23 protein-coding genes are annotated in these 24282 nt (G+C 51.0%); 17 read left to right on the top strand and 6 right to left on the bottom strand.

What is annotated here, in order from left to right; genetic code table 11:
- Positions 1-132: 132 nt before the first annotated feature.
- The 7 genes from bcp to BCF53_RS08540 all read left to right on the top strand — a co-directional run bounded on the left by bcp (position 133) and on the right by BCF53_RS08540 (position 8338).
- On the top strand, positions 133-612 hold the full coding sequence (gene bcp, locus BCF53_RS08570; protein WP_132701314.1) for a thioredoxin-dependent thiol peroxidase: 480 nt from the start codon (positions 133-135) through the stop codon (positions 610-612).
- Between the two features lie 73 nt (positions 613-685).
- Positions 686-1660, top strand: coding sequence for an asparaginase (locus tag BCF53_RS08565; protein WP_132701313.1), 975 nt, complete (start codon positions 686-688; stop codon positions 1658-1660).
- Between the two features lie 366 nt (positions 1661-2026).
- Positions 2027-2938 (top strand): phosphate/phosphite/phosphonate ABC transporter substrate-binding protein, encoded by a 912-nt coding sequence (locus tag BCF53_RS08560; protein WP_132701312.1) that lies wholly within the window; start codon positions 2027-2029, stop codon positions 2936-2938.
- 7 nt (positions 2939-2945) lie between these two features.
- On the top strand, positions 2946-5135 hold the full coding sequence (locus BCF53_RS08555; protein WP_132701311.1) for a bifunctional diguanylate cyclase/phosphodiesterase: 2190 nt from the start codon (positions 2946-2948) through the stop codon (positions 5133-5135).
- 43 nt (positions 5136-5178) lie between these two features.
- Positions 5179-5565 carry a hypothetical protein gene (locus BCF53_RS08550; RefSeq protein WP_132701310.1) on the top strand — a complete coding sequence of 129 codons (387 nt, stop codon included), beginning with the start codon at positions 5179-5181 and terminating at the stop codon, positions 5563-5565.
- A gap of 10 nt (positions 5566-5575) precedes the next feature.
- Positions 5576-7918, top strand: a complete 2343-nt coding sequence (locus tag BCF53_RS08545; RefSeq protein ID WP_132701309.1) for an ATP-dependent helicase C-terminal domain-containing protein — start codon at positions 5576-5578, stop codon at positions 7916-7918.
- A gap of 3 nt (positions 7919-7921) precedes the next feature.
- Positions 7922-8338, top strand: a complete 417-nt coding sequence (locus tag BCF53_RS08540) for a diacylglycerol kinase (RefSeq protein ID WP_132701308.1) — start codon at positions 7922-7924, stop codon at positions 8336-8338.
- A gap of 23 nt (positions 8339-8361) precedes the next feature.
- Here BCF53_RS08540 and BCF53_RS08535 read toward each other — a convergent pair whose 3' ends face one another.
- On the bottom strand, positions 8362-8733 hold the full coding sequence (locus BCF53_RS08535; protein ID WP_132701307.1) for a hypothetical protein: 372 nt from the start codon (positions 8731-8733) through the stop codon (positions 8362-8364).
- A gap of 306 nt (positions 8734-9039) precedes the next feature.
- The gene (locus BCF53_RS08530; RefSeq protein WP_132701306.1) at positions 9040-9354 is read right to left on the bottom strand and encodes an ArsR/SmtB family transcription factor; all 315 of its coding nucleotides are present in this window, start codon (positions 9352-9354) and stop codon (positions 9040-9042) included.
- A 160-nt stretch (positions 9355-9514) separates the two neighbouring features.
- On the opposite strand from BCF53_RS08530, the gene BCF53_RS08525 reads away from it, so the two are divergent.
- The 6 genes from BCF53_RS08525 to bioA all read left to right on the top strand — a co-directional run bounded on the left by BCF53_RS08525 (position 9515) and on the right by bioA (position 17032).
- Positions 9515-9949: an RDD family protein gene (locus BCF53_RS08525; RefSeq protein ID WP_132701305.1), complete on the top strand. Its 435-nt coding sequence runs from the start codon at positions 9515-9517 to the stop codon at positions 9947-9949.
- A gap of 136 nt (positions 9950-10085) precedes the next feature.
- On the top strand, positions 10086-11555 hold the full coding sequence (locus BCF53_RS08520) for a leucyl aminopeptidase (protein ID WP_132701304.1): 1470 nt from the start codon (positions 10086-10088) through the stop codon (positions 11553-11555).
- A 112-nt stretch (positions 11556-11667) separates the two neighbouring features.
- Positions 11668-12102, top strand: coding sequence for a DNA polymerase III subunit chi (locus BCF53_RS08515; RefSeq protein WP_132701303.1), 435 nt, complete (start codon positions 11668-11670; stop codon positions 12100-12102).
- Positions 12099-12629: a hypothetical protein gene (locus BCF53_RS08510; protein WP_132701302.1), complete on the top strand. Its 531-nt coding sequence runs from the start codon at positions 12099-12101 to the stop codon at positions 12627-12629. Before BCF53_RS08515 ends, BCF53_RS08510 begins: the two co-directional genes overlap by 4 nt.
- A 149-nt stretch (positions 12630-12778) precedes the next feature.
- Positions 12779-15664 (top strand): valine--tRNA ligase, encoded by a 2886-nt coding sequence (locus BCF53_RS08505; RefSeq protein WP_132701301.1) that lies wholly within the window; start codon positions 12779-12781, stop codon positions 15662-15664.
- Between the two features lie 87 nt (positions 15665-15751).
- Positions 15752-17032, top strand: a complete 1281-nt coding sequence (gene bioA / locus BCF53_RS08500; RefSeq protein ID WP_132701300.1) for an adenosylmethionine--8-amino-7-oxononanoate transaminase — start codon at positions 15752-15754, stop codon at positions 17030-17032.
- A 2-nt stretch (positions 17033-17034) separates the two neighbouring features.
- Here bioA and BCF53_RS08495 read toward each other — a convergent pair whose 3' ends face one another.
- A complete protein-coding gene (locus tag BCF53_RS08495; protein WP_132701299.1) occupies positions 17035-17316 on the bottom strand; it encodes a hypothetical protein in 282 nt (93 codons plus the stop codon).
- A 610-nt stretch (positions 17317-17926) separates the two neighbouring features.
- Between BCF53_RS08495 and BCF53_RS08490 the strand changes: the two genes are divergently transcribed.
- Positions 17927-18196, top strand: a complete 270-nt coding sequence (locus tag BCF53_RS08490) for a DUF3461 family protein (RefSeq protein ID WP_132701298.1) — start codon at positions 17927-17929, stop codon at positions 18194-18196.
- 181 nt (positions 18197-18377) lie between these two features.
- A complete protein-coding gene (yfbR, locus tag BCF53_RS08485) occupies positions 18378-18995 on the top strand; it encodes a 5'-deoxynucleotidase (protein ID WP_132701297.1) in 618 nt (205 codons plus the stop codon).
- 36 nt (positions 18996-19031) lie between these two features.
- On the opposite strand, the gene BCF53_RS08480 is transcribed toward yfbR, so the two are convergent.
- The 3 genes from BCF53_RS08480 to BCF53_RS08470 form a co-directional block, all read right to left on the bottom strand.
- Positions 19032-19700 carry a TetR/AcrR family transcriptional regulator gene (locus BCF53_RS08480; protein WP_132701296.1) on the bottom strand — a complete coding sequence of 223 codons (669 nt, stop codon included), beginning with the start codon at positions 19698-19700 and terminating at the stop codon, positions 19032-19034.
- A gap of 92 nt (positions 19701-19792) precedes the next feature.
- Positions 19793-20464, bottom strand: coding sequence for a sensor histidine kinase (locus BCF53_RS08475; RefSeq protein WP_132701295.1), 672 nt, complete (start codon positions 20462-20464; stop codon positions 19793-19795).
- A 2-nt stretch (positions 20465-20466) separates the two neighbouring features.
- Entirely contained in the window at positions 20467-22095 is a 1629-nt protein-coding gene (locus BCF53_RS08470) for a response regulator (protein ID WP_132701294.1), read from the bottom strand.
- 344 nt (positions 22096-22439) lie between these two features.
- On the opposite strand from BCF53_RS08470, the gene fabA reads away from it, so the two are divergent.
- Positions 22440-22958 carry a bifunctional 3-hydroxydecanoyl-ACP dehydratase/trans-2-decenoyl-ACP isomerase gene (gene fabA, locus BCF53_RS08465; RefSeq protein WP_132701293.1) on the top strand — a complete coding sequence of 173 codons (519 nt, stop codon included), beginning with the start codon at positions 22440-22442 and terminating at the stop codon, positions 22956-22958.
- A gap of 10 nt (positions 22959-22968) precedes the next feature.
- The gene (gene fabB, locus BCF53_RS08460; protein WP_132701292.1) at positions 22969-24189 is read left to right on the top strand and encodes a beta-ketoacyl-ACP synthase I; all 1221 of its coding nucleotides are present in this window, start codon (positions 22969-22971) and stop codon (positions 24187-24189) included.
- The last annotated feature ends 93 nt before the right edge of the window (positions 24190-24282 follow it).

Below are 24282 nucleotides of genomic sequence, written 5' to 3'. Positions count from 1 at the left end.
TAATGGCGATTGAAGAAAAACTATTAATACCGGCAAATGGCATCCTCATAAATTGATGATTGTCAGCATGACCATGCCGATGTAGCCTGTTTTCCCCTTAATTCTGCAACAAATGCTAAGAGGAGCTCAAAAATGGCAGCACTCGACTTACCCACCATCGGCCAACCGGCACCAGATTTCACCACGGTAAATCAGGATGGCACTGAAGTTTCAATGAAATCATTGCTTGGCAAAAAGGTCGTACTGTATTTTTACCCGAAGGCCATGACCCCCGGCTGTACCACTCAGGCGTGCGGCATTCGGGATACCAAAGCAGAATTTGAAAGCCGTAACACCGTGGTTTTGGGTATCAGCCCGGATGCCCCCTCTAAACTTACCCGCTTTATTGAAAAGCAAGAGCTTAATTTTGATCTGCTCAGCGACGAAGATCATGCCATTGCAGAAAGTTATGGCGTTTGGGCATTGAAAAAGTTCATGGGAAAAGAGTATGTTGGTATTCACCGTTTGACGTTCATCATCGATGAACAGGGCAAACTGGCGCATATTATCGAAAAAGTTAAGACCAAGACCCATCACGACGATGTACTGGCCATTCTCGACAGCCTGAACTGACAGGCTGTTCAAACCTCATATTTATAACAATTGCAGACTAGTCACCCTATCTGCCCTGGCTCGGAAAATAACTATGTCCCATTTCTTAATCATTAATACCGGCGGCACCATCGGCATGACAGAAGGCCCTAAAGGCCTGGAGCCAAAAGCTGGCGAGCTGGAAGCCGCCCTGAACTCCGGCCACCCGGATCTGGAAGGATGGAAAAACCATGAGGTGAGCTGGCGCCACTGGCAACCCCTGCTCGACTCTTCCGAGCTGCAACCTGAAAACTGGTTTCAGCTGAAAAAAAACATAGAAGAAGCACCGGAAAATATTGATGGCATCCTGATTATTCACGGTACCGATACCCTGGCCTACAGTGCCGCGGCACTGAGCTACCTGATGGCAGGCTACGATAAGCCTATCGTTATTACCGGAGCCATGCTGCCGGTAAGCGCGGAAGGAACAGATGGCATTGCCAACCTGAAGCTGTCGCTCGAGGCATTACTGGAAGGCCGTAAAGAAGTGGTGGTCGCGGTTGGATCACACATCCTACCGGGAAGCCGTGTCACCAAGGCATCCACCAGCGCCTTCAACGCCTTCGTTTCACCGGGCTGGAAAAGCGAAAACTGGCAGCAACCGGCTGGTTCCGCGCCGATTGAATTCGGCAGCGCCTGGCATCAGAAGAGCGTTTCAGTCATCACCCTGTTCCCCGGCATGTCCATTGAACCACTGATGGAACAAGGCGGCTGGAAACACCGGGCAATTCTGATCAACGCCCTGGGCAACGGTAACGCGGCCTCGACCACCCAATTCCTGCGCTACCTGAAAACAGCACGCGAGAAAGACATTCCTGTGTTTGTTCGCAGCCAGTGCATGGAAGGCGAGGTCGACTTCAGCCTGTATGCGGCAGGCGCCTTATTTGAAGAAAGCGGCGCTGTCAGCTGTGGCACCATGACGTTTGAATCCGCCATTACCAAAGTACAGCTTTTGTGCTCTGAGCTTGAATCCACCGATGAAATCATCGCAGCGTTCAAGCACCCAACTGCCCGTGAGTGGCAGTATTGAACCAAGCAGGTCAAAAAGACCCACTAAGCGGCGGGCACAACGCCCGCCCTCTTCTCTGAAAATACTAAATTTTGCCACTGTCATAAGTTTGACTTCAATTCTTCAGCATCAGTTTTATTTGGTAGAGCCCTGCGAAATTCTGATATATCGAGCGCCCTCCGCAAGAGCCAACATCGCTGAGCGTCAGCTAAGTCACTGAAAATAAAACATCGTCCGAAATCATCAGCTTTTTGACAAGCATCACATCCTCTTCCAAACTGGAATGTATAGATTTTAGTCAGCTGATCAGCAAACAGGCACAACTACTGCTTAGCTGACCATCTATACACAACTCATCTGTATTCGAAGTTAATTGAGGCTTTCGTGATGATCAAACTGATGAACAAGGGCTTCCTTGCCCTGCTGCTGGCGGCCGCCTTCTTAGCCCCATGCTTTGCTAAAGACACGCTCGTAATCGGCAAGGTAACCACAAACCCGAAGAAGCATTACGACACCTTAAGGCCCATTGTTGATTATGCCGTTGCACGTATGGGTGATTTGGGCATTACCGAGGGAAAGGTGCTGATGGCCAAGGACAACGAGCAGATGATTGAGTACCTGAAAACCGGCCAGGTAGACTGGGTAACAGAAACTATTTTTTCCAGTATAGAATTTGAAGAACAGGCCAATGCGGAGCTGCTGGTGCGCAAGTGGAAAAAGGGCGTACCGAACTACCACACCATCTTCTTCACCCGTAAAGACAGCGGCATAGATACGCTTGAACAATTAGCCGGCCACACCATTGCCTTTGAAGACGAAGGGTCCACCTCGGCTTATTTCATCCCGGCAGCTGTATTGCTGCAAAACGGCCAGACGCTCACTGCTATGCAGCGCCCCAACCAAACGCCCGATGATGACAGCGTGGGCTATATATTTTCCGGAGCCGAAATCAACACCTCAACCTGGGTACATAAAAAGATCGTATCCGCCGGAGCCTACAACAACCTCGACTGGGATAAGGAAGACCACCTGCCACCGATGTTCCGTGACGATTTTCAGATCATCCACACCACCCCTTCAATCCCCAGGGCCGTTGAAGTGGTATCCGGCAGTTTAGACCCCGCGGTTAAAGAACGGCTGAAAGAAATACTGCTAACCATGCACGAAGACCCGGAAGCAGCAGACGCGCTGGATTCCTATCAAAAAACCTCAAAAATGGACGAATTGACCCCGGAAATTATGGCTAACATTGAGCAGGCGCGTGAAATCCGCCAGCTGATACTGCACGATCTGGAATAGACTCACCATGAAGCTCCAAACGCGCTACTCACTCCTGTTAACCGGCATGATCCTGTCGGTTTTAGTCGTGCTTGGCACACTGCTGTTTATTCAATTCCGGATAACACTGAAAAACGGGTTGGATTCTAGCTCGCAAATTCTGGAAGCCAACCTGGATAAACAGCTGGAACGCAACGGAACCAATCTAAACCATGTACTGGCAATCAACCTTGCCAACCCGGTGTACAGCTTCGATACCGAAGAGATGTACCACCAGCTGCAGTCTGTTCTGAGCCTGCCTTCGGTTGAATACGCCATTATTTACGATAATAACGGCGCGCTTATCCATGAAGGCGAAGAAGAGATTAGCCGCTACGGCGAGTTGCTCACCGACCCGTTCATGACCAATGCACTCAAGGCTGAAGACTACCTGACGCAAAAATCGGACTCCATACTCGATGTCTCGCACCCGCTGTTCATTGGCTCCCAACAGCTCGGCGGTGTTCGGGTTGGCCTGTCATTGACTGAAAACAAACAAGACATTCAAACCATGGGCGAAGAGTTACGGCATGTGTTTGAACAGGGCATTAGTGAAAACCTGCTGCTGTTCGGATCAACAATCCTCCTGATCGTGGGCCTATTCGGTGTGGTGCTCGCCACCACGATCTCACGCAACATCACCAGGCCCATCAAACTGCTCGCGGAATACGCCAATAATGTCAGCTCTGGCAAGATCAACTACCCCGTTGGCCTGCCCAATGACCGCCGCGACGAACTCGGAGAGCTGTCCAGATCCATCGTGAAAATGATTATCGGCCTGAAGGAAATCAACGACCGGGCCAGGCATCAGGCAAAACATGATCAACTCACCAACATCCCCAACCGAACTCTCTTTAACGAATACCTGGAAACAGCTCTGGCCAACGCAGAACAGAAAGAGCACGAAATGGCCATCCTGTTTATCGACCTGGATGACTTTAAACGCATCAACGACACCCTCGGTCACGCCGCCGGTGATGAGCTACTGCAGCAGTTCTCCAAACGTCTGAGCTCCAGCCTACGCGCGCATGATTTCATGGGAGTTGGGCACGATGAAACCTACGCCGGTATAGCAAGGCTGGGCGGCGATGAATTTACTGTATTACTGGATAATATATCCAGCGATGAAAACATCATTCGCGTGGCAGACCGCATACTGAGCAAAGCTCAGCAACCCTTTTCACTTTCCAGCGGGCAGGAAATTGTCGTCGGTGCCAGCATAGGCATTACGATGTACCCGAAAGACGGTACGGAAAAAAACCAGCTGCTTTCCAATGCGGATATCGCCATGTACTCCGCCAAATCGCGCGGTAAGAACAACTTTGCATTTTTCACCAGCAGCATGAATACCGAGGTACAAAACCGGCTGGAGCTGGAAAACGACCTGCGCAGCGCTATGGAAAACAAACAGCTTAAGCTCTATTACCAGCCGCTGTTCAGCAGCCTGGATAACAGAGTTGTCGGTGCTGAAGCCCTGCTGCGCTGGCAACACCCGAAGAAGGGTTTTATCTCGCCCGATGCCTTTATACCCGTCGCCGAGCAGACTGGACTCATTCATACACTGGGCGAATGGGTCATCGAAACCGCCTGCGAGCAGGTTAAAAGGTGGCAACAGCATTCCAGGGTTGATCTTTACTGCGCCGTTAACATATCCGGGGTTCAGCTACTCAACCGCAACCTGCCGGAAAACATTAAAGCCATAACCGACAGGCATCAGCTCACGGCCGGAAACCTGCATATTGAACTGACCGAAACAGCCCTGCTGACCAACGAAGAAGATGCCAGCAATATTCTTGAAGAGCTCCATGCCCAGGGCATCGATATCTGGATGGATGACTTTGGTACCGGCTACAGCTCACTGTCTTTCCTGAAAAAGTTCTGTGCTCAGGGGGTAAAGGTAGATAAGAGCTTTATTCACGATATGGAAACCGATGAAGACAGCCGCGGCATTGTTAAAGCGGTTATTGCCATGGCAAAAAGCCTTAACCTGCGGATTACCGCAGAAGGCCTGGAAACCGCCAGCCAGGTTGAACAGCTGCGAGAATACGGCTGTGATAACCTGCAGGGCTATTACCTGGCCAGACCAATGCCGGCCGAACAGCTAAGCGAAATGATGATTCGGCTGCCGGAACTCTTTAAACCTTTTAATACCAATTCTGTGTCAGAAAAGGCATCCTAGTCGCCATAATATTTAACCTGTAATTGATTCAAGGATACCTATTGTGACGACCGGTAGCTGGGAGCCAGCCGCTCCATCACTTCCCGATAAAGCCCTGCTGTTAAAAGCCAGTAAACTCATTGAACCAGAGCAGTTCAGCAACGAGCCTGTTGCCGAGCTTCAACCACTGCAAGGCCAAATGCAGATGAACCGAAGCCACTGGCAAGAGACTCTGGCCTCGCTTGAAACAGACGAGCTGAAAGCGCTGTGCCGCTTTTTCACTCTAGCCGAAGCAAACTGGTCTGACTGGTTTGGTGGCGAGCGCAACCCGGTGATCTGGATCTGTAAAGAACTGAAAACTCGCGGTGCCTTTCCGGATAAAGACCTGACCAGCTGGATCAAGGCCAACAGTGAAAATCGCTTTCTGCCCTACGGAAACGTTCTCGGCTGATACACCCTTCATGCAGTTACCCATAGACGACATCAAACAACCTGTTTTACAAGCATGGCAGAGCGGCGGATGCATTGTTTCCGCTCCGCCGGGCTCCGGTAAAACCACCAAATTACCACTCTGGCTGCTGGAACAGAGCGACCAAACCATCTACTTGCTGATCCCCAAACGCCTGGCGGTAATGCTTGCAGCCAAACAGCTAGCGGCGAATCTGGGCGAAAGCGTGGGCCAGCGGGTGGGTTACCGCTTACGGCATGAAGCCAGAGTCGGCGAGTCAACGCGGTTGATCGTTACCACTTACGGCAGCTTCATTCGTATGGTGCTGAACGATACCAGCTTACTGGAAAGCAGCACGGTCATTCTGGATGAGTTCCATGAGCGCTCAGTCGATCAGGATTTCTGTTATGCACTGATCAATGAATACGCTGAGGTACTCGATGATTCGGTTCGCCGAGTTGTCATGTCTGCAACCTTCAACAGCCGGAAAATAGAAGAACAAACCGGTCTGCCCAGGGTTGAATCCGATGGCTTCAGCCACCCGCTTAGCGTCAGCTATCAAAAGGCCTCGAAAGACTGGGTCTCGGATGCGGCCCAGGTTGCCCGGCAGCTGCACGCCGAAAGCGATAACCATGTTCTGGTGTTTCTGCCCGGACTGCGTGAAATCCGTGCACTGGGCTCACGCTTAGCCTCCGACATCCCGACGCTGATACTGCACGGTCAACTCGATAAAACACCGGATATCCAGAGCCTGGAACGGGCCGAACCGACGCTGATTCTTGCCACGAATATTGCCGAGAGCAGCCTGACCCTACCGAGAGTCAGCACGGTTCTCGATTGCGGTTACGAACGCTGCGTTAATACCGATGCCACTACCGGTATTAACCAGTTGCGCACGCGAAAAATCAGTAAAGCCAGCGCCACCCAACGAGCCGGCCGGGCCGCCAGGTTGGGGCCCGGTAAGGCTTACCGCCTGTGGAGCGAAGCTGAACATGAACGGCTTATTGACCACCAGCCACCGGAAATCGAACAGGCAGATTTAAGCGAGCATTATCTGCTGGCCCTGCGCTGGGGAAGCCCGCCGGCAGAGCTACCATGGCCCGACAAGCCCGGGCAACACCGCCTGACCGCAGCCCAAAACAAGCTACTGCAATGGCGCGCCATCGATGAAAACAACCGGCTGACCGAGCACGGCACCGCCATGCTGAATACCGGGCTGAGCCCCTGGATTGCCCATTTGCTGGTCTGTTGTGCCAACCACGCTGTCGCCGAGGCCGGGCTCTACCTGGCCGCCCACCTTTCCCTGAATAAACCGGTCGATTACGATCCGGTTCATACCAGCACAGCCCACGCGTTCAGCTCTGCCGTTAAAAAAGAAGCTGAAAAGCTCGCCGCCCGTCTGGGTTACCGGCTGGGTTCTAACTTCAGCCCGCTGAGCGAAACAGCGCTGGTCAGTGCCCTGCCCGACCGGCTGATATTCTGGCAAAACGATAAAGGACAGCTGTTTAACGGTACTCAGTGCAGCAGCCGCCAAAGCCTGAAACCCGGGAGTTGGATGATCTTTCTGGAGGGTATTCAGCAAGGCTCTACCATAGTGCTGAATGAATGGATCAGTGTTTCAGAAGCGGCGGTATTGCAGGCAACTGCGCCGCAAACCATGACCGAATTTGTCACCACCGGCCAGCAACCCTACTTCAGAAAAATACAAAAGATCGGTGATATTAAAATCAGCGAACAACGTTGCACACCCGATTCAGCCGAAAAAACCAGCGCCTGGCTGAAGCACATAGCCAACCAAGGTGAAAAGGCATTACAGTGGCCCGAGCAAGCCACGCAGCTGAAGCAGCGCTGGCTTTTTGCCCGTGAGCATGACTCTAGCTGGCCGGCATGGCCGGATGAACAGCAACTATCGGCTATTGCTGAGCCCTACCTAGGCAGCCTTAGTACGCTGAATAAGCTAAATATCTACGAAGCCATGCTGCAAACCTTAAGCTATGAACAGCAACAAAGCCTGGCGCATTGCTGCCCGGAAAGCTGGCAGGCGCCCAGCGGCCGAACAGTGGCGGTGCACTACGATTTCAGTAACGGCAATATTTCTGCCCAGTGCAAACTTCAGGAAGCCTTTGGCCTGCGCGAACTACCAACCATTTGTGGCCAGTCTCTCAGCCTTGAACTGACAGCACCGAACGGACGCCCGGTGGCAAAAGTCACGGATCTGAAACATTTCTGGGATACGGTTTACCCTCAGGTTCGAAAAGAACTGCGGGGGCGCTATGCTAAACACCCATGGCCGGAAGATCCGCTAAACTTTCAGGCAACAACCAAAACAAACCGTCAGATAAGAGTGCACCAATAAACTATGCGAGATCCACGCAATCATCGATCCGCCAGCCTAACCGAGTTATCCGCCCACCCGCAACGCAAGGGCCTGAAGCGCCTGATCTGGGCATTGCGCTACAGTTGGCAGGGGCTGTGGGAAACCGCTAAATCTGAGGAAGCCTTTCGGCAGGAGTTATTACTGTTGCTGTGTGCATTGCTGATAGCGCCCTGGCTGGCTCAAAACCTGTTTCATGCCGTTGCGCTGGTCGCCTCTGTTGTACTGATCCTCATTGTGGAGCTGATCAACAGCGCCATTGAAGCCGCCGTAGACCGGGTTGGACTGGAGTACAATGAGCTCTCAGGCAAGGCAAAAGATATGAGTTCGGCGGCCGTGTTTTTAAGCACGTCCATTGCCGGAATGGTCTGGATAGTCTCGCTGATAGAGCGTATCTGGTAACCCAGAAAACGCCCAACCGGTGATTAAAAGAGAGTGATGGGCCAGTAGCTGGCTAAACGGTCTTCTACCCGTTCAATAGTTGCCACCTCACGATGGATGCGCGCCAGCACTTCCATGGACAATTCAAATTCGCCCTGCTCGTCGATATCCCTGGTATTGATGGCCACACAGATACGCCGGTAAGTTCTCATCTGCGCACGCAATACAATGTTATCAGCGGCAAAATCTTTAATGATCTCTCGTACCGGCTCAATGTTCGCAATCGGCTCGGCCAGCGTCAGCCACCAGCTTCGCTCCCAGCAGGTGGCGGATAAACGAATACGCGGCGGTAAAGGAGGAATTTCCGGATCGGAAAAACGGGGTGTACGAATGCGACGAACTTTTGCCTGAGTCATGTCTGATATCACCTTAACAACGCTAACTGAGCAGAAGTGTCCATCCCACTGCCGATTTTAGTAAGGAGTACATTTATTACGCACTCGACCTTATGTCAATTGCACAACAAATAATGCCCCTACTTTATTTTAAAAAAGTGAATCAGATCAAATATTAACCAAGGAAATTTGCGGTTTTTTCTACAAAAACACCCATAAGCGTCAAATTGACCACTATAAATCCGCTTTAAGTAGTCAAAATAGTAACAATTCGGATGTTTTTTTGTAGCAATCGAGTGGCTCATGCGCCACTAGCCAAACGGACACTCAGTCGACCGCACAATAGACGTTGTAAAGAACCTGAATAATCTGCTCAGCTTCAGGGCTGGAAATTCGGTAATAGACGGTTTGTGCTTCTTTGCGAATGCTGACCAGATTATCTTTGCGCAACCGGGCCAGGTGCTGTGATAGAGCCGACTGACTCAGTGGAATGCGCTCATTCAACTCACCAACACACTTTTCACCACTCACCAGGTTGCAAAGTATTAAGAGCCGGCTTTCGTTACTCAGAGCTTTTAACAGGCTGGCAGCGTTCGAAGCGTTCGTTTCTAGTTGTTCGATTGGTAGGTTGTGAGTATCCATGTGCTGTGCCAACTGCCTTTTAAAATAATGATTCACGGCATTTTAATTCAATTTATTAACGAGCACTACGTCCATTAACGACTTGGCATCAACCGGCGGTTCACCTATTCTGCGCCAACGCTCTCATTCATTAACATCAACTCACCGAAAAGATAGACAAGTGACTGAATATTCAACTGCGCACATCCACCGGATTATTGGCAGCGCCATTTATGACCTGCTGGTTGTAATAGGCCTGTTAATGATTGCAGGCTTTATTGCTGTCGGCGCTTACCATCTGATTACCGGCGAAGAAACCATACCGGCCAACAGCCTGGTGTTTCAACTTTACCTGCTGGCGGTTATTTCCGGTTACTTTCTTTACTTCTGGAAACGCTCCGGGCAAACCGTCGGCATGAAAGCCTGGCGGATCAGGCTTGTAAACCGCAAAAAAGAAGCCATCTCAGTAAAACAGCTGCTCATCCGTCAACTGGTGGCCATACCGGCCTACTGCCTGCTGTTGCTTGGCGTGATCTGGCAGTACTGGGATAAATCCGGCTTGAACTGGCATGACCATGCCAGTGGAACTAAATTAATCTACATACCTAAAAACTGAGTTGCCGGCCACTGTACAAAATATTTGCCAGCGAATCTTACCGCTTTCGTTGCAAATTCAAGGCGTATGAGTACTTTTAAAACCACTTACATGCTCAGTTTTTATGAACATCAAGACATTAAATGGAAATCACTGAATGAAAATAACGTCCGCTTCATCGAATCTATCTGAACTCTCTCAAGACCTTCTTGTTGTATTCCATTTCGAAGACAAAGAAACCAAAACATTCGCAGATCTCAAAGAGATCGCCCCAGAATTACTGACCAAACTCAGCGAAAGCAAAACCCTGAGTGCTAAAAGCGGCGCAGTTACTCCGCTGATCGGCCATAGCAACCTGCCGGCAGACAGCATCTATTTTGTTGGCTGTGGCAAGTATGAAAACTTTAATGAAGCCGCCTTTATCAAGGTGATGCAAACGGTCGCCTCCGAGGCGAAAAAGGCCGGCGTTTCCTCTGTGGCAGTGCCCATCGATGACATCAAGCTTGAAAGCCGCAGCGTACAGTGGAGCACTGAAAAAGCGACCGAAACCCTGCTGACCAGCTACTACGTTTACGACACCACCAAGAGCAAGAAAAACGAGCCGCTGGAATTAAAAGAGCTCACCTATCTGGCCAGCGAAAGCGGTCTGGAATCGTTCATCACAACCGGTAAAGCCATCGCACACGGCATCAATCTGGCCCGCGAACTCGGCAACCTGCCCGCCAACATCTGTGACCCGGCCTTTTTAGCCGAACAGGCCACCAACCTTGCCGATGCTTACGATGAAGTCGAGGTAGAGATTGTTGAAGAAGCGCAGATGCAGGAAATGGGCATGGGTGCTTTTCTGGCCGTATCACGCGGCAGCGAAAAGCCCGGTAAAATTATCGTTGTAAAATACAACGGTGGTTCAGCCGATCAGAAGCCTCATGTACTGGTTGGTAAAGGTTTAACCTTCGACTCCGGGGGCATCAGTATCAAGCCAGCCGCGGGTATGGAAGAAATGAAGTGGGACATGCTCGGTGCAGCTTCTGTTCTGGGTACCATGAGTGCTATCGCTGAGCTGAAGCCAGCGCTGAACATCATTGGTGTAGTAGCCGCAGCGGAGAATATGGTATCCGGCGGCGCAACCCGTCCGGGCGATGTGGTTACCTGCATGAACGGCAAAACGGTAGAAATTATCAATACCGATGCCGAAGGCCGTCTGGTGCTGTGCGATACCCTAACCTACGTTGAGAAATTTGAACCGGCGTCTGTTATCGATATTGCCACGCTGACCGGCGCTGTCATCATCGGCCTGGGGCACCACGCAACAGCGGTGTACTCTAACGAAGAAGAACTGCAGGAACAGATTCTGAAAGCCGGTAAAGCCAGCTGGGATCGCGGCTGGCCGATGCCAATCTGGGATGAGTACAAGGAACAGCTGGAATCTTCCTACGCCGATATGAAAAACGTTGGCGGTCGCCCCGGCGGCTCGATTACCGCAGCAACTTACCTCTCTGAGTTTGCTAAAAACTACCGCTGGGCACACCTGGACATCGCCGGTACCGGCTGGACCACTGCAAAGGCAGGTGCAACCGGACGCCCTGTCAGCATGCTGATTCAGTACCTTCTGGACCGGATTGCCTGACACTAACCGCACCCGTAGCAACAAATAAGCAGAGCAACCCGCTCTGCTTATCCCTTTCTCTGCGGAAATCCGCTAACATCATGGCATTAACAGATGTTACCGGCTTACACGCATGACCAAGATAGATTTCCACATACTGCCTTCAGATCAGGACACTCAGCGCTACAAATATGTCGCCCGCCTGGTGCACAAAGCGCAGAGTCGCAACCACCAGATTCTGATAGCCACGGAATCTGAAGCTCAGGCGCAGGAAGTCAGCAATGCTTTGTGGTCATTAAGTTCGGAAGCCTTTCTGGCGCACACCACCGTCAGTAACGATCACTACCCGCTGCAGATCAGCTTTTCAGGCCATTGTGGCGAGCACCACGACATCCTGATTAACCTGTGTCATCAAACGCCAGAGTACTTTCCGCGCTTCGGCCGGGTATTTGAAGTTGTCAGCCAGCGGCCGGATTTATTAGAATCAAGCCGTACCCGCTACCGCTTTTATCAGGATCGGGGCTACGCATTAACTCGCCACGACCTACGTGACCGGATGACCCAATGAGTGACCAGCCTAAACAATCATTGATCGATGACCTTGAGGCCATCCGCCACAGTCTCGATAAAATTGCAGAATCTGAGCCTGTCATTCCTACGCTGGAAGAAATAGTCGGCTGCAGACCGCCTACTTCTGTTAACCCGCAGAACCCGTTTTTATCCAGCAACTCGCTTTCTGAACTGATCAGAATCCGCAATGAAGCCGAAGCCCGTGAAGCTGAAAAGCTGGCTTCTGTTCATCAGCGCATCAAGCCCGTGGAAGAAATACGGATGCCGGAGCCCTCCGAGCAACCAGCTGAACAGCAACCCGCTGTCGACGGCCCCAACCCGGATCAGATTGTTGCCAAGTTGGAAGCAGCCTTCGATACCTGGAAAGAAAAAGCCATCAAGGAATACCTGATCCTTTTTGAACAGGAACTCAACGAGCGCCTCAAGCAGGATTTTCAGGAACTGGTTCGCAACTGGTACCGTGAACATAATCTGATCATTCCACCGGCCTTTCTGAATAAAGATTTCGATAACAGCAACGACTGACCGAATCCGAACAGATCCCGCATTATAAAAAGCGCATTCAAAGCCTGACCTTAGCGGGCCAAAGCTGTATAATCGCCCGCCTTATGCCTGCGCCAGCCGCACCTATTGACGACTAGCTCGAATTAACAAAAAGCAGAGACTGAACCCTCATGGAAAAAACCTATCAGCCGAATCAGATTGAAACCAAGCATTATCAGACGTGGGAGCAAAACAACTATTTCCGCCCGAGCGGAAACGGTGACCCCTACTGCATTATGATTCCGCCGCCAAACGTGACTGGCAGTCTGCACATGGGCCATGCATTCCAGCAAACCATTATGGACGCACTGACCCGCTATCACCGTATGATGGGCAAAGATACGCTATGGCAGCCGGGCACCGACCACGCCGGCATTGCAACCCAGATGGTGGTAGAGCGCCTGCTTGCCTCAGAAGGCAAAACCCGCCACGACCTGGGCCGTGAAACCTTTATTGATCGCGTTTGGGAATGGAAAAACCAATCCGGCGGCACCATCACCAATCAAATGCGTCGCCTTGGTGACTCGGTAGACTGGGAACGTGAACGCTTCACAATGGATGAGGGCCTGAGTGAAGCCGTGCGCGAAGTCTTTGTTCAGCTGTACGATGAAGGCCTGCTTTACCGCGGCAAACGCCTGGTGAACTGGGATCCGAAATTCCACACAGCCATCTCTGATCTGGAAGTGGAAAACCACGAAGAACAGGGCAACCTGTGGCACTTCCGTTACCCGCTGGCCGATGGCGCGACCACGGCCGATGGCAAAAATTATCTGGTGGTCGCAACCACCCGTCCGGAAACCATGCTCGGCGACTCGGCCGTTGCCGTTCACCCGGAAGATGAACGCTACACTTCACTGGTCGGCAAGTTTGTCGATCTGCCACTGGTCGGCCGTCGCATCCCGATTGTTGCCGATGACTACGTTGATATGGACTTCGGTACCGGCTGCGTGAAAATCACCCCGGCACACGACTTCAACGACTATGAATTAGGCAAGCGTCATGGCGCACAGCTGATCAACATTTTTGACCAGAGTGCCGCCGTTCTGGAGTCCGCTCAGGGCTTCGATTACGAAGGCAAGCCACTGGACGGTTTCGATGGCACGTTGCCAGCCGGTTACGCGGGCCTTGATCGCTACGACGCCCGTAAGAAAATCATCGCTGAATTTGATGACGCCGGCCTGCTCGACTCTATCAAAGACCACACCCTGATGGTGCCACGTGGCGACCGTTCCGGCGCTGTAGTCGAGCCATGGCTGACCGACCAGTGGTACGTTGCAGCTAAAAAGCTGGCTGTACCGGCAGCCGATGCCGTACGCAACGGCAAGATCGAATTTGTACCAAAGATGTTCGAGAACGAATACTTCCACTGGATGGATAACATTCAGGACTGGTGTATCTCCCGTCAGCTGTGGTGGGGTCATCAGATTCCGGCCTGGTACGATGCCAGTGGCAAGGTCTATGTTGCCCGCACGGTGGAAGAAGCCCGCAGTAAATACAACCTGGCCGCCGATGTTGAGCTGACCCGCGATGAAGACGTTCTGGACACCTGGTTCAGCTCTGCCCTGTGGACTTTCTCTACACTGGGCTGGCCGCACGATATGGAAACGGTACACCGCTTCCATCCGACTGACGTACTGGTGACCGGCTTCGACATCATCTTCTTCTGGGTGGCGCGCATGATCATGATGACCATGCACTTCATCAAAGATGAAAACGGCGAGCCGCAGGTTCCGTTCAAAAAGGTTTACGTTACCGGCCTGATCCGTGATGAACACGGCGCGAAGATGTCTAAATCTAAGGGTAACGTTCTTGACCCCATCGACCTGATTGACGGTATTGATCTGGACAGCCTGGTCACCAAGCGCACCAGCGGAATGATGCAGCCCAAGCTTGCCGCCAAGGTTGAAAAGAACACCCGTAAATCGTTCCCGGATGGCTTTAGCGAATCCGGCACTGATGCCCTGCGTTTCACGCTGACCTCGCTGGCATCGCTTTCCCGCGACATTAACTTCGATGTAAAACGTCTGGAAGGCTACCGTAACTTCTGTAACAAGCTGTGGAATGCCTCCCGCTTGGTGCACATGAACACCTTTGAGCAGATCGAAGGCAGTGACGAATTTGGCGCACCTCTGGATTGCGGCCAGAACGGCGGCGACATTGAGCTGTCTCTTGCCGACAAGTGGATTCAATCGCGCCTGCAGGTACTGATTGGCGAAGTTCACAAACACTACGCCCAATACCGTTTCGACCTGATGAGCCAGGCACTGTATTCCTTCATCTGGGATGAGTACTGCTCCTGGTACCTGGAGCTTTCCAAGCCGGTATTCTGGAACGAAAGCAGCACCGAAGCGCAGCTGCGCGGCACCCGTAAAACCGTGGTATCGGTACTGGAATCACTGCTGCGCCTGATCCACCCGATCACGCCATTCATCACCGAAGAGATCTGGCAGAGCCTGAAGCCGGTTTCCGGCAGCACGGGTGACTCAATTATGCTGGAAGCCTTCCCAGTGGCTGATGAAAGCAAGCTGGATGCGACAGCTGAAGCCGATCTGGAATGGGTGAAAGGTGTGATTACCGGCGTTCGTAACATTCGCGGCGAAATGAACATTGCACCCAGTAAAGCGATTAACATTCTGCTGCTGAATGGCGATGCCGAAGACAAGCGTCGTTATGAAGAAAACGAAACCTTCCTGAAGCAGCTGGCCAAGCTGGAAAGCATCAGCTGGCTGAACGAAGGTGACGAGGTCCCGGCTTCTTCTCAGGCGCTGGTTGGTCATCTGAAGGTCCTGGTACCGATGGCTGGCTTAATTGATGTAGCCGCTGAAAAAGCGCGCATCAATAAAGATGTTGAGAAAACCGAAAAAGAACTGGCCCGCGTAGAAGGCAAGCTGAACAACGAGAAGTTTGTCAGCAAAGCGCCGGAAGCCGTGATCGCCAAAGAGCGTGAGAAGGCCGATGGCCTGAAGAGTAAACTGGCAGACTTAAAAGCTCAGATTGCTCAGCTGGATGCACTCTAATATTCAGCACGACTGACCAGCACTCACAGCATGTAACGGCCGCACCTAATTGCGGCCGTTTTTATATAGAGCTCCGGGAAATAAACCATGGCGATAGACCTCGAATTCGATAAAAACCATCTCTGGCATCCCTATACCTCAACAACCCATCCACTGCCCTGTTATCCGGTTGAATCCGCCAGTGGCGTGCGCATTAAATTGGAAGATGGCACTGAGCTGATTGACGGCATGGCGTCCTGGTGGTCGGCCATTCACGGCTACAATGTACCCGCGTTAAACCGTGCTATTGCGGAACAGTCGGCAAAAATGGCTCACGTTATGTTTGGCGGCCTAACCCATGAGCCGGCCGTTGAACTGGCCAAAAAACTGGTTCAGATGACGCCGGCCAGCCTGCAAAAGGTTTTTCTGGCCGACTCTGGCTCTATTGCTGTTGAGGTGGCCATAAAGATGGCGCTGCAGTACTGGCAGGGGCGGAACAAGCCGACCAAGAACCGTCTGGTGACCGTACTGCATGGTTACCACGGCGATACCTTTGGAGCCATGGGCGTCTGCGATCCGGTGAATGGTATGCACGGGCTTTTCAAAAGCATGCTGCCAGAAACCCTTTTTCTGGAGGCCATACCACAAGGCTTCAACCTGGCGCCCTGCCCGAGCCTGCTCGCTGAAATGGAAGCACGCATTGCCGAAAACGCCGATCAGCTGGCGGCATTCATTATTGAACCGGTGGTTCAGGGTGCAGGCGGCATGCGCATCTACAACCCGGAGTGGCTGAAGCATATTCGCGCCTGGTGCGACAAATACGATCTGCTGTTAATTTGCGATGAAATCGCCACCGGCTTTGGCCGCACCGGAACGCTGTTTGCCTGCGAACACGCCAATGTTGAACCGGATATTCTCTGCCTGGGTAAAGCGCTCAGCGGCGGCTACATGACATTGGCCGCAACGCTGGCCAGCGATGAAGTTGCAGAAGGAGTTTGCGCCTCTGAAGCCGGCGTATTTATGCACGGCCCAACCTTTATGGGTAACCCACTCGCCTGTGCCGTTGCCAATGGCTCGCTATCGATTATCAGTGAAGGGCGCTGGCGCAATCAGGTACCCGCGATTGAGCAGCAGTTAAAAGCACAGTTACCGCCACTGGAAAATGAAGCCAGTGTGAGCAGCGTTCGGGTATTGGGTGCCATCGGCGTTGTCGAGATGCAACGCCCGGTAAACGTTGCCGAAGCTCAGAAGGTATTCATTGAGCAGGGAGCATGGATAAGGCCCTTCGGCAAGCTGATTTATATAATGCCGGCTTACTGCATGTGCTCAGAAGATCTGCAAAAACTCACTCAGGCCATTGCAGCTTACGCAATGCAGGCATCAGTCTGAAACTAATGACGCCGGCGCAGGCTGTGAAAGGGCTTATGGTTAGACTTTTGCGCCTGCCTTGCTGCGTCGCGCCGTTTTTTGGCCTCGCGGCGCAAACGCTCTTCTTTAGATTTTTTAATTGAATAGATAATTTTTAAAACAAGAACGACAGCCAGCATTCCACCAAAAAACAGCAGAACGGTTCCGGCTTCAAAAGAAGACCCGGCCTCGTTCATATATTTGGCCATGCCCTGGATACGATCCGATTGATCGACCCGTGGCAAAACCTGGAAAAAACCTGTCAAAAAGTCCTGATACAACATAGCAAACTATCTAATTCCGAACGAACAGTGAGTATAGCTGAACAGCCATTCAAAATAGGCTACACCATTAGTCAGAACTAACCTTATTTAGTTCAGGTAAACGCTCAGAAAACAGACAGTTTTTTTAGCTAAAATAACTCTAACGGGCATGCAACAAAGCTTTACAATGCGTCAAGAAACTGCCCTGCAAAGACCATAACACGGGGGCTGGAGTCAGCCCGCAAGTGAACAACTCCACCTGTTTTTTGCGAAAATGGCGAATCAAATCAGGCCCCGTCTTTATTTTTAATTAATGCTCTTTCTTTCCTGCTTTTTAATTGCGCCAGCTCAAGTTTCACAGGCGTAATCAAACCCGATTTCATCTATATTATTTATCAAACACAGATCACTTGGCTAAGAAAGTAGCTTCAGGTTTTCACAGATAATCATCCACCGGGCAATGCCTCAATTGAAGACTATCTGTGAAAGCCCTGCGAAAACAAAGGCATGCAGTACCGGCTTTGCAGCAAGCAACTGTTCGAGTACCGGATACCTTCGTCGACTCTGAGGCCAAATAACAAATACAAAATCATAGTGATCCGGAGTACTTAGTATGTATGACAACCTTCAAGCATTAGGCATTGACCAACTCGATAAAATCAGTGGTTACAAACTCACCACCGAAAAAGACCGTGACGTTCTGAAAATCATCTTTCGTCCGGAAAGAGGTCATGTGTTAAAACATACCCAACGCTTCATTTACCCCCGCCAGCACAAACTGGTTACTGTTGATAGCGGCACGCACCGTAAGCTTCATATGACTGAAATCAGCCCTGCGCTTCGCTATGTCATTGAAGAACTGGATCAAATCGCCTGTCACTGAAAGGCCGATGACACCTGCCGGGTTTAACAGCTGCAAGGACCGTTGAGGGAGCGGTCCTTTTGCCGCGTTTTTTTATTTACCTACCTCCTTCTTCAGTGCCTGCAACCTCATCTGCGCTTCTCTGAACGCCGGAAGCCCTCTATGATTAGTGATCCGCCCAAACTGCACTGGATCAACTTTTATGGCTCATAAATTTTTTGCATACCTGGATCGTCTGCGCTGGATTAAACGCTGGAGTTTAATGCGCAACGTCACCACCGAAAATGTTATGGAACACAGCTGGCAAGTGGCCACCATCGCTCACACTCTGGCCATTGTGCGCAAAGAAGTATTAAAGGAAGAACTGGATGGCTATAGCCCGGAAGAGGTTGCGACAACAGCGCTTTATCATGACTGCAGCGAAATAATTACCGGCGACCTGCCATCACCCATCAAGTATCACTCCAGCACCATTACCAACGCCTATAAACGCATCGAAGATGAAGCCGAGCTGGAAATTCTTTCACTGCTGCCCAAAAGTATGCAACCGCACTACAACCGTTTTTTGCTGCATAAAAAAATCCATCCGCAAGTCGCCAGACTGGTGAAAGCCGCAGATTTAATCAGCGCCTATTTAAAGTGTCAGAGTGAATTGAAAGCGGGAAACCAGGAATTCAAAGATGCCTGCATCGAAATTGAATCGTCTATTCGCCAGCTGGATTTAAAAGAGGTGGATTACTTCATGAGTAACTTTGTCGATTCATACCAGCTGACACTGGATGAACTGCTCAGTCAGCACGACGCCGGCCATACTGACTGAATAACCGGAAGAGAATCTCTCCGCCGGCAAAGAAGTTTAAAGCGCTGGAATTTCCAAACCGAGGCCACCCAAAATGATGGCGGCAATGGTATCCGTTGCGTCTTTAAAGTCCTGTTCTTCATAGGCTTCTTTACCCAGCGCCCATTGAATCTGAGTCGCGAAATCAGCGTAATGCTGAGTGGTGCTCCAGATCATGAAGATAAGATGCACCGGTTTTATCGGATTTATCTTGCCTGCATCGATCCACGCCTGAATAACCGAAGCCCGATCATCAACCCACAGCTTAAGGTCGGACGCCAGATATTCCTCTAAATGAGGCGCACCCTGAATGACTTCAGTCGCAAAAATCTTAGACGCCAGTGGATGGGTGGAAGAATACTGCACCTTCTCTTCGATATACTTATAAAGCACTTCCGCCGGGTCAGACTCGGCCGTAATATCGTTAAATGACTGGTTCCACATCAGCAGAATGTCAGCCAATACCGCGCCATACAGGCCCTGCTTGCTTTTAAAGTAATACAGAATATTGGATTTAGGTAAGCCTGCACGTTCGGCAACCGCATTAAGAGAAGTTCCCTTAAACCCTGTTTGCGCGAACTCTATTTCTGCAGCCTGAATAATGATTGACTCGTTTTTCTGACGAATGCGCCCTGCTTTCTTGGTGGTTCTAAAAGCTTCATTTAAGCGTTGCTGAGCAGTTTCCAAGCGTTTACCCTCTGACAATAAGACTCGTAAGTTACTGTATCATAAAGAAATCTGCTTTGAATACAGACAGACCGGTCAGAATTCATACAGCCTTAGGGCAGCCACAAATCAAAAATCGCCCCTTTTGAGTCTTCTCGGTTACTCAGCTGCACATAGCCTTTGCGCTCGCCATTGGTATGCATCTGCGCAATTTGCTGGCAAAAATACAGCCCCAAACCGGTTGCTCCGGAATGGAAACAAAGTGTTTCCGGCTGATCCAGCATGTGAATCATTTTATCGGGAAAACCTTCACCGTCATCCTGAATGCTGATGTTCAACCAACCGTCGACTTCACGCACCAGAAAGTGCAATTTTGAATGGGTGTAGCGTATGCTGTTGGTCACCACATTCGATAAAATACCTTCAACCAGATTGGAATCCATATACCAGAGGCCGTCGAAACCCTCTTCGGTCACCGTAACTTCAATGCCCAGCGCATTCAGCACCGGGGTATGCCGCGACAGAGCGTACTCGACCACATCGGTAACCAACACCTCGTCAAAATCCGGAACAAACTGCCCCGCCTGCATCCGGTACAGACCCAGCATATGAACCATGCCATTATTGATACGGGCACATTCCAGCTGAATTCGGCGAAGCTCTTCTGCACTGGCCGGATCCTGACCATCTATCCGCCTAACGACGGTAGTGAGCTGGCTTTCAATGAAACCCAAAGAGTTTTTAACATCATGGACAGTGGAGGCCATAAGAGTCTGAATATCCATTATTAAATCTCCTGCAATTTCATTAGGCGTTTATCGAGCTTCTTGTAGCGACTGTACTGATCATGGTCTTTTGGCAAATATTCAAGCCGGTCGAGAAACTCTCGGCATTTACTCACGATCAACTGATTCGTGCCGCTCTGCTGCATTAGCTTCATGTAGGATTGGACAAAGTTAAGGATAATACCGGCATGGCGAGGAGACAGCCCCATAGCCTTCTGGAAGAACTCAATGGCCTGGCCAAATTCACCGGTCTCGTACAATTCAATGCCCTTAAGGTTCAGCGAGTGAGCCTGCTGACGCAGCGCCAGTGAAACAGGCTCGGCCTGAAGGTCGGTCAATTCATTGAGAATGGAACTGTCATCTTCAAACTGTTTACTGAAACGACGCACCAGGTCATCGCCATCGGCAAAGCGGTCGGCGCGATAGTAGGTTGAAGAAACCATCAGAGCCGTCAGGCCGTTCACCTCTTCCAGGCATTCCAGTGTTTCAGCAAACAGGTCGTTCAGACGCGGGGTGAACTTCAGTGAATCCGGCTCTGCGGAAGAGCGCACAGATATCGCCTCGTTAAACAGGCGCACGTTAATATCCCGGCCGAAGCGGTTTTTCATTCTCTGACTGGTGGTCGAAATTTCTTTATTGATTTCGCGCTTACGCTCCTTCGACTCGGTCAGATCCTGCTCTTCCGTTAAGCTGCGAATGTAACGCTGATACAGCTCGATAGATTCATGCATGGTTCCCGCTGAAAGCGCGATGAGTTCTTTCAATGCCTGGCTGGCGCGGGCGAAATCATGATTCTCAATAGCCACCTCAATTAACCGGTTCAGTCGGCCAATGTTCTGAGGTGCCAGATAGACAGCCTGATCAATAACAAACTGCTGCTCTTCCTTTTTACCCAGTTTATCCAGGGCAACGGCAAGGCAATCGTAGGCATCGGTCAGGTTTGGTTCACTCAAAATAACTTTACGCAGCGCAGATTCAGCCTGAGTCAGTTGGTTTCGCTCAATGGCGATACGGTTCAATTCAACCTGAGCCCAGCCCTGCACCCGTTTCTCCAGCAGTCCGTGCAGGAAGTTTTCGGCCTCGCTGTAGCGCTTTCGCTGCATCATGGATTCCACATACTGCTTCTGCGCAAAGGTCCGGTAACGCGGGTGCTTGTTAATGACCGACATCGCCGAATGAGCTACGGCTTCCCAGTCTTTGGCTTCACGCTGCACAAGGATTGGCAGCATCACTTTGCGACGCTCAAACCAGCGCTCAATGCGCACCTTCAGTACATCCATGGTAAAAGGTTTGGCAAGGTAATCATCCGGCTGATATTCCAGTGCACTCACCACCACCTGCTTGGAGGTATCGCCGGTAATCAGCACAAATACGGCACCCTGCTTGACCAGTTTTTCATGACGCCATTCTTCGAGCAGGCGCAGGCCGTTCCGCCCTTTACCAAGGTTGTAATCACATAAAATCAGATCAAAATCTGAATTGCTGACAGCCTTGGTTGCCGACTCCGCATCAAAGGCCTCAACCACGCGCTGAAAGCCAAGCTCTAACAACATTGCCTTGATGGACTTGCGCACCGTAGCAAAATCATCCACAACCAATGCTTTCAGGTTTTGCGATTCACTAAATTCCATATTGATGACTTTTTAATTTAAAAAATTGAACAATGACTGCAGGCAAAACTTCTTTTAATTTAGTTCAAGAATTAACTTTTCGCTTACAGTGGCCGAAAATCAATCGGAGCGTTCAGGGAACGCCTTCGACACCCGCAAATGCCGCTGCTTAAAGCCGGTAAACAACAGGTAATCTCACTCTAACCGGTTTCAAAACCACTGTATGAGTGTAACTTCTATTCGGGTGAGCGAAAGAAATAGCTGCACACCTGTATATTTGAATGATCTTTTTCCTATCACGCACGAATAAAGCGCCAAAATTTTGCTATTGTGCCGTTAAATTTTACTAGTGACGGAAATAGAACATGTCTGAACGCCCGAACTCTTTTAGTAAAGAAGACCTGATCGAATGTGGTTACGGCCGTATGTTTGGCCCCGGTAATGCTCAGCTCCCTGTCGACAATATGCTGATGATGGATCGCATTACCCATATTTCGTCTGAAGGCGGTGAATTCGGCAAGGGTGTAATTCGCGCAGAGTTGGATATCAACCCTGACCTATGGTTCTTTCAGTGCCACTTCCCGGGTGACCCGGTAATGCCCGGCTGTTTAGGCCTGGATGCCATGTGGCAGCTGGTTGGCTTCTTCCTAGGTTGGCGAAATAACCCAGGTAAAGGTCGCGCACTCGGTGTTGGCGAACTAAAGTTCAAGGGTCAAATTATGCCGGATGCCAAAAAGGTCATCTATAAACTAGAGATCAAGCGTGTTATCGAAAGCAAGCTGGTGATGGGCATTGCGGATGGCATTGTGGAATGCGACGGTAAAGAAATCTACTTTGCCAAAGACCTGAAAGTCGGCCTTTTCAAGCCTGAAGAAGTCAAATAAGGGGGTTCTGATGAAACGCGTTGTAGTTACAGGAATGGGCATTGTTTCCAGTATCGGGAACGATGTAAATGCAGTCACTGACGCCCTGAAACAGGGTCGCTCCGGCATCACTTTTAATCAGGAATATGCTGATCTTGGCATGCGCAGCCAGGTATGCGGTAAGCCTGATATTAACCTGGCCGACCATATCGACCGTAAAGTCATCCGTTTCATGGGCGATGCAGCCGGTTTTGCATACGTTTCGATGAACCAGGCAATTGAAGATGCCGGCTTAACGGAAGATCAGGTTTCAAACCCACGCACTGGCCTGGTTGCCGGTTCCGGTGGTGCAGATTCCGGCAGTCAAACGGAAGCAGCAGACATCATGCGCGAAAAGGGCTTAAAACGAGTTGGCCCGTACCGCGTCACCCAAACCATGGGCTCTACGGTTTCTGCCTGCCTGGCAACCCCGTTTAAAATTAAGGGTGTGAACTACTCAATCAGTTCGGCCTGTGCGACCAGTGCCCACTGTATTGGCAACGCTATGGAGCTGATTCAGCTGGGTAAACAGGATGTTGTATTCGCCGGCGGCGGTGAAGCTCTGCACTGGACCATGAGCTGCCTGTTTGACGCCATGGGTGCGACCTCGACTAAATTCAACGATAACCCTGAAGCGGCAAGCCGTGCTTACGATGCTGACCGCGATGGCTTCGTCATTGCCGGCGGTGGTGGCATGCTGGTTCTTGAAGAGCTGGAACACGCCAAAGCCCGTGGAGCGAAGATCTACGGTGAGCTGGTTGGCTACGGCGCGACAAGCGACGGTTACAACATGGTGGCACCAAGCGGTGAAGGCGCCGTACGCTGCATGCAAATGGCAATGCAGAATGTTGAAGGTGAAATCGGCTACATTAACGCTCACGGCACCAGTACACCGGCCGGAGACATCACTGAGCTGAAGGCAGTACGTGAAGTATTCGGTGAAAAGATGCCGCCTATCGCATCCACTAAATCCCTGACCGGCCACAGCCTGGGCGCTACCGGCGTTCAGGAAGCGATCTACTCGCTGGTGATGATGAATGAAAACTTCATAGCCGCGAGCAAGAACGTTGATAACATCGATCCGGAGGCTGGTGATGATGTCAACATCGTAACCGAGCGCCAGGACGACGTTAGCCTGAATTACGTCATGTCGAACAGCTTCGGCTTTGGCGGCACCAACGCAACACTGGTTTTCAAGAAGTATCAGGGCTAAGCCCGCTTAACCTGCACTGACCCGCCGGGTTGGTGCAGGCCCCTTCGCTTTTCTCTCTTTTTATCTTACTCTCATTCTCCATTCGCCTGGCTT

The sequence above is a fragment of the Reinekea marinisedimentorum genome (assembly GCF_004341165.1).
Taxonomy (GTDB): Bacteria; Pseudomonadota; Gammaproteobacteria; order Pseudomonadales; family Natronospirillaceae; genus Reinekea; species Reinekea marinisedimentorum.
Note: the sequence above shows the minus strand (reverse complement) of the source record. Positions and strands in the feature narration are given on the sequence as shown.

Bases quoted from the DNA above. Each gene is read 5' to 3' on its own strand.
- bcp (WP_132701314.1), top strand. From the start codon at position 133: ATGGCAGCACTCGACTTACCCACCATCGGCCAACCGGCACCAGATTTC.
- BCF53_RS08565 (WP_132701313.1), top strand. From the start codon at position 686: ATGTCCCATTTCTTAATCATTAATACCGGCGGCACCATCGGCATGACA.
- BCF53_RS08560 (WP_132701312.1), top strand. From the start codon at position 2,027: ATGATCAAACTGATGAACAAGGGCTTCCTTGCCCTGCTGCTGGCGGCC.
- BCF53_RS08555 (WP_132701311.1), top strand. From the start codon at position 2,946: ATGAAGCTCCAAACGCGCTACTCACTCCTGTTAACCGGCATGATCCTG.
- BCF53_RS08545 (WP_132701309.1), top strand. From the start codon at position 5,576: ATGCAGTTACCCATAGACGACATCAAACAACCTGTTTTACAAGCATGG.
- BCF53_RS08540 (WP_132701308.1), top strand. From the start codon at position 7,922: ATGCGAGATCCACGCAATCATCGATCCGCCAGCCTAACCGAGTTATCC.
- BCF53_RS08535 (WP_132701307.1), bottom strand. From the start codon at position 8,733: ATGACTCAGGCAAAAGTTCGTCGCATTCGTACACCCCGTTTTTCCGAT.
- BCF53_RS08530 (WP_132701306.1), bottom strand. From the start codon at position 9,354: ATGGATACTCACAACCTACCAATCGAACAACTAGAAACGAACGCTTCG.
- BCF53_RS08520 (WP_132701304.1), top strand. From the start codon at position 10,086: ATGAAAATAACGTCCGCTTCATCGAATCTATCTGAACTCTCTCAAGAC.
- BCF53_RS08515 (WP_132701303.1), top strand. From the start codon at position 11,668: ATGACCAAGATAGATTTCCACATACTGCCTTCAGATCAGGACACTCAG.
- BCF53_RS08510 (WP_132701302.1), top strand. From the start codon at position 12,099: ATGAGTGACCAGCCTAAACAATCATTGATCGATGACCTTGAGGCCATC.
- BCF53_RS08505 (WP_132701301.1), top strand. From the start codon at position 12,779: ATGGAAAAAACCTATCAGCCGAATCAGATTGAAACCAAGCATTATCAG.
- bioA (WP_132701300.1), top strand. From the start codon at position 15,752: ATGGCGATAGACCTCGAATTCGATAAAAACCATCTCTGGCATCCCTAT.
- BCF53_RS08490 (WP_132701298.1), top strand. From the start codon at position 17,927: ATGTATGACAACCTTCAAGCATTAGGCATTGACCAACTCGATAAAATC.
- yfbR (WP_132701297.1), top strand. From the start codon at position 18,378: ATGGCTCATAAATTTTTTGCATACCTGGATCGTCTGCGCTGGATTAAA.
- BCF53_RS08475 (WP_132701295.1), bottom strand. From the start codon at position 20,464: ATGGATATTCAGACTCTTATGGCCTCCACTGTCCATGATGTTAAAAAC.
- BCF53_RS08470 (WP_132701294.1), bottom strand. From the start codon at position 22,095: ATGGAATTTAGTGAATCGCAAAACCTGAAAGCATTGGTTGTGGATGAT.
- fabA (WP_132701293.1), top strand. From the start codon at position 22,440: ATGTCTGAACGCCCGAACTCTTTTAGTAAAGAAGACCTGATCGAATGT.
- fabB (WP_132701292.1), top strand. From the start codon at position 22,969: ATGAAACGCGTTGTAGTTACAGGAATGGGCATTGTTTCCAGTATCGGG.